5 protein-coding genes are annotated in these 3,433 nt (G+C 26.7%); all 5 read left to right on the forward strand.

Features of this window, described 5'->3' with window-relative positions:
* On the forward strand, nucleotides 1-352 hold a 352-nt coding region (locus VLM92_RS00040), incomplete at its 5' end, for a YbaN family protein (RefSeq protein WP_325274312.1).
* Nucleotides 353-558: 206 nt separating this feature from the next.
* On the forward strand, nucleotides 559-1,818 hold the full coding sequence (locus tag VLM92_RS00045) for a coproporphyrinogen-III oxidase family protein (RefSeq protein ID WP_325274313.1): 1,260 nt from the start codon (nucleotides 559-561) through the stop codon (nucleotides 1,816-1,818).
* 309 nt (nucleotides 1,819-2,127) lie between these two features.
* Nucleotides 2,128-2,337, forward strand: coding sequence for a hypothetical protein (locus tag VLM92_RS00050; protein ID WP_325274314.1), 210 nt, complete (start codon nucleotides 2,128-2,130; stop codon nucleotides 2,335-2,337).
* 29 nt (nucleotides 2,338-2,366) lie between these two features.
* Entirely contained in the window at nucleotides 2,367-2,822 is a 456-nt protein-coding gene (locus tag VLM92_RS00055; RefSeq protein WP_325274315.1) for a hypothetical protein, read from the forward strand.
* Nucleotides 2,823-2,851: 29 nt separating this feature from the next.
* Nucleotides 2,852-3,265, forward strand: a complete 414-nt coding sequence (locus tag VLM92_RS00060) for a hypothetical protein (protein WP_325274316.1) — start codon at nucleotides 2,852-2,854, stop codon at nucleotides 3,263-3,265.
* Nucleotides 3,266-3,433: the final 168 nt, after the last annotated feature.

Genomic DNA, 3,433 nt, shown 5'->3' on the forward strand with positions numbered 1-3,433 from the left:
TGGTATATTTATTCCTGTACTTCCTACAACTCCATTGCTACTGCTTGCTTCAGTATGCTACCTTAGAAGCTCTAAAACAATGTATAATTGGCTAATTAACAATAAAATGCTAGGAAAGTATATATATTGTTACATGAATTATAAGGCTATTCCTAAAACTACAAAAATTGGAACAATAATTTTTCTATGGTTAACATTAAGCATTTCTATATTACTTATGCAATCAATGTACATTAAAATGTTTTTAGTTCTAGTTGGTATAGCTGTGACATGGCATGTCACTACCATAAAAACTTTGAGTGTTGAAGAACTTAAAGAGCTTAACAATTTGTATCGCAATCAAAAATATTGATTTCCTGTAAATCGTCTCCACCATTGAAACCCACGAAAATAGGGATAAGAGAACTGCTAAATTTATAGTCTAGCAGTTCTTTTTATGTTATTCTAAAATAAAGATATAATTGTAAAAAATTTACATAAATCTATTATTTAATATATTTAAACTGGGAGCATAAAAATTATGAAGAATATCTGAAGTTTGTATAGGGGGGATAGAACATGCTGACTAATATTTTAAGACCGATACTAAACAAAAGCTTTAAGCCATTTGAATTTGTAAAATGCAATGATAATAATGATTTAGATTATGTGAATTTAAATAATAAAGATAATTTAGGGTTATATATACATATACCATTTTGCAAAAGTATATGTTCTTTTTGTCCATACAATAAAGTGCTATATGACGAAAAAAAGGCTTTCGAATATAAAAAAGCTCTATTAAAAGAGATAAAACTAGCTAATATAAGATATAAAAAGCAGGATATAACATCTCTATATTTTGGAGGTGGAACACCTGCCTTACTTATAGAATATCTTGAAGAAATTATAGATACTGTAAAAGAAAACTTCAATCTAAAAGGTAGCTTAGCGATAGAATTACATCCAAGTAATATAAATTTAAGTTTATTGAATAAGTTAAAGAGCTTAGGATTTAATATGATAAGTGTTGGAATTCAATCATTTAATAAAAATTGTTTGGAAAGCTTAGGTAGAAAAGAAAATAATGAAGCAGAAAAAATAAAGCTAGTCAAAGAAGTGGGATTTGAAACCATAGATGTAGATTTAATATTTGGAATACCTAACCAAAGTATAGAAGATTTAAAAGAAGATGTAGCCTTGGCCTTTGAAATTGGGGCAACTCAAATTTCTACCTATCCATTTATTGATTTTTCTTATGCTAATAATAAAAGAAAACCTCTAACTGCTAATGAAAAGAAAAAAATGCTTTTTGAACTTGTAAATATGGCAGAGAAAATAGGCCTAGATAGAACCTCTGTATGGACTTTTGCTAAGCCTAATACAGAAAAATATTCTTCTATAACTAGAGAAAATTTTATAGGATTAGGTCCAGGAGCTGCCTCATTATTTGATGATAAGTTTAGATTAAATACTTTCTCCATTGAAGAATATATAAATGCAATAAATAAAAATGAATTTCCTTGTGCATTGGTGTTAAACTTCACCGAATTTTCAAGAAAATCTTATTGGTTATTTTGGAATGTTTACAATATGAATTTAGATAAAGAGCTTTATAAAAAGATGTTTGATAGTGAGTTAAGTAAAGACTATAGATTTGAATTGAGTTTAGCAAAAAAAATGAATTTATTGAAGGAAGATGAGTTGGGATATAAAGTTACTACAAAAGGTTCTTATTATTTTCATGCAGTAGAGCAAATTTATACTTTGCAATATATTGATAAGACATGGAGTATTGCACAAAATAATCCATGGCCTGACAAGATAAAATTATATTAAATGGTTAAGAAGAAAAGTTTTGTAATTACTTTATACTCTATTAATAGTGTCAAAAATCTTATATAGAGAGTAAACTTTATGTGGGAAATTGTAAAATAAAATTCTGGGTATGATTGTTTTGAATCATCTCCACCATTGAAATTCACTAATACTCATATCTATTGGATATGAGTGTTTTAATGTATTTATAAACTTATCGAATTATATGTGAAAATCAGAATTATGTATAATTCAATAAATTGAAATCGGAGAAGGGTTCTTATCAAGGACTTTGTCCTTGATAAGACCCCTGGGGGTAAAAATTCTGTCATGAGACTATATGCAGAACAGTTATTTAATATACAAGCAGTAGTTCCAACGCATCATGAACAATATAATATAGAAGAGGTTATTGCTAAAAAAATAGTAGATATGACTAAAACTATAAATAAAACAAAATTACAAATAGAAAAACTAAAAGAAGCTAAACAAAGCTTAATAAGTAAAACAGTAACAGAAAAAATAAATATACTAGATTAAATTCTAGTATATTTAAATAGGAGGCAGAAATGAAATTAAGTAGAAAAAATATAACTATGCAAGTTTTATCTAAGTTTATAGAAAACAACTTAGATAAAATAGAAAATGTAGAAACAAAAGCAAATCAAATAACTTTTAAAACTATAGAAGGTGTGAAAAAAGTAAAAATAAAAACAAGTAAAAATTATAGTGAAGGTGAAGATCCTAATACATATCTTCTATGGACAAGTTTTTCTAGTAAAGAGTTAGAAGAACAATATGACTATATGATTATAATATGCAGTGAAAATATAGACAAAGCTTTGGTATTTACAAGAGAAGAATTAAAACAACACTATGCACTAGAGGCTAAAAAGAAAAAGAATGGAGACATTGACTTCGATTTATATCCTCACTTTATAGGTAGGATATGTATAGATGCTAGAGTACATTCAGATAAAGAGTCAATAGATATAACTAAATACGTAAATAACTATATATTTTAGAACTATTAAATAATTATAGGAGGGGACTTATGGGGAGTGGAGTAAGCTTTATTTGTAAAGAGTGTGGAAAAGAAGAAAATTATTTAACAGGAATAGGAATGAGTGATTCTTCATTAGAAGCATTTTTTAATGGAGAAAATAAAAGAGATTATAACAGAATTAAGAAAATAATTGATAATTTAGAAAATAGTAAGGAAATGTATACTATTGATTACTCAAGAGAAGTTTATTTGTGTGATAATTGTGGATTTATAGGAAATAAAAAAGCTGTATCTATTATAACGAAGTATTGGAGATACGATTATATTTATAATTGTCCGAAGTGCAAAGATACGTTAAGAAGGATAGACATTGATAATGAAGTAAAGCTGGGAAATATTAAATGCCAAAAGTGCAAATCAGCTAATCTATATGTACCTGAATTTGAGATACTATGTGATTAGATAGATTTAAATATAAATGGGAAATATAAAATACAATCATAGATGGAAAAAGATTAAAGTTCGTAGGAACAGGAGGAAGTTTATTTGTTAATTACATGAAATGGTATATATTAACAATATTAACTCTAGGTATATATGGTTTTTGGTTATATATAAAATTAGTACAAT

This window comes from Romboutsia sp., from assembly GCF_035470145.1.
Lineage (GTDB): Bacteria > Bacillota > Clostridia > Peptostreptococcales > Peptostreptococcaceae > Romboutsia_D.

What these genes read in the sequence shown, in the direction of transcription:
- VLM92_RS00060 (WP_325274316.1), top strand. Translation starts at nt 2,852, where the DNA reads ATGGGGAGTGGAGTAAGCTTTATTTGTAAAGAGTGTGGAAAAGAAGAA.
- VLM92_RS00050 (WP_325274314.1), top strand. Translation starts at nt 2,128, where the DNA reads ATGAGACTATATGCAGAACAGTTATTTAATATACAAGCAGTAGTTCCA.
- VLM92_RS00055 (WP_325274315.1), top strand. Translation starts at nt 2,367, where the DNA reads ATGAAATTAAGTAGAAAAAATATAACTATGCAAGTTTTATCTAAGTTT.
- VLM92_RS00045 (WP_325274313.1), top strand. Translation starts at nt 559, where the DNA reads ATGCTGACTAATATTTTAAGACCGATACTAAACAAAAGCTTTAAGCCA.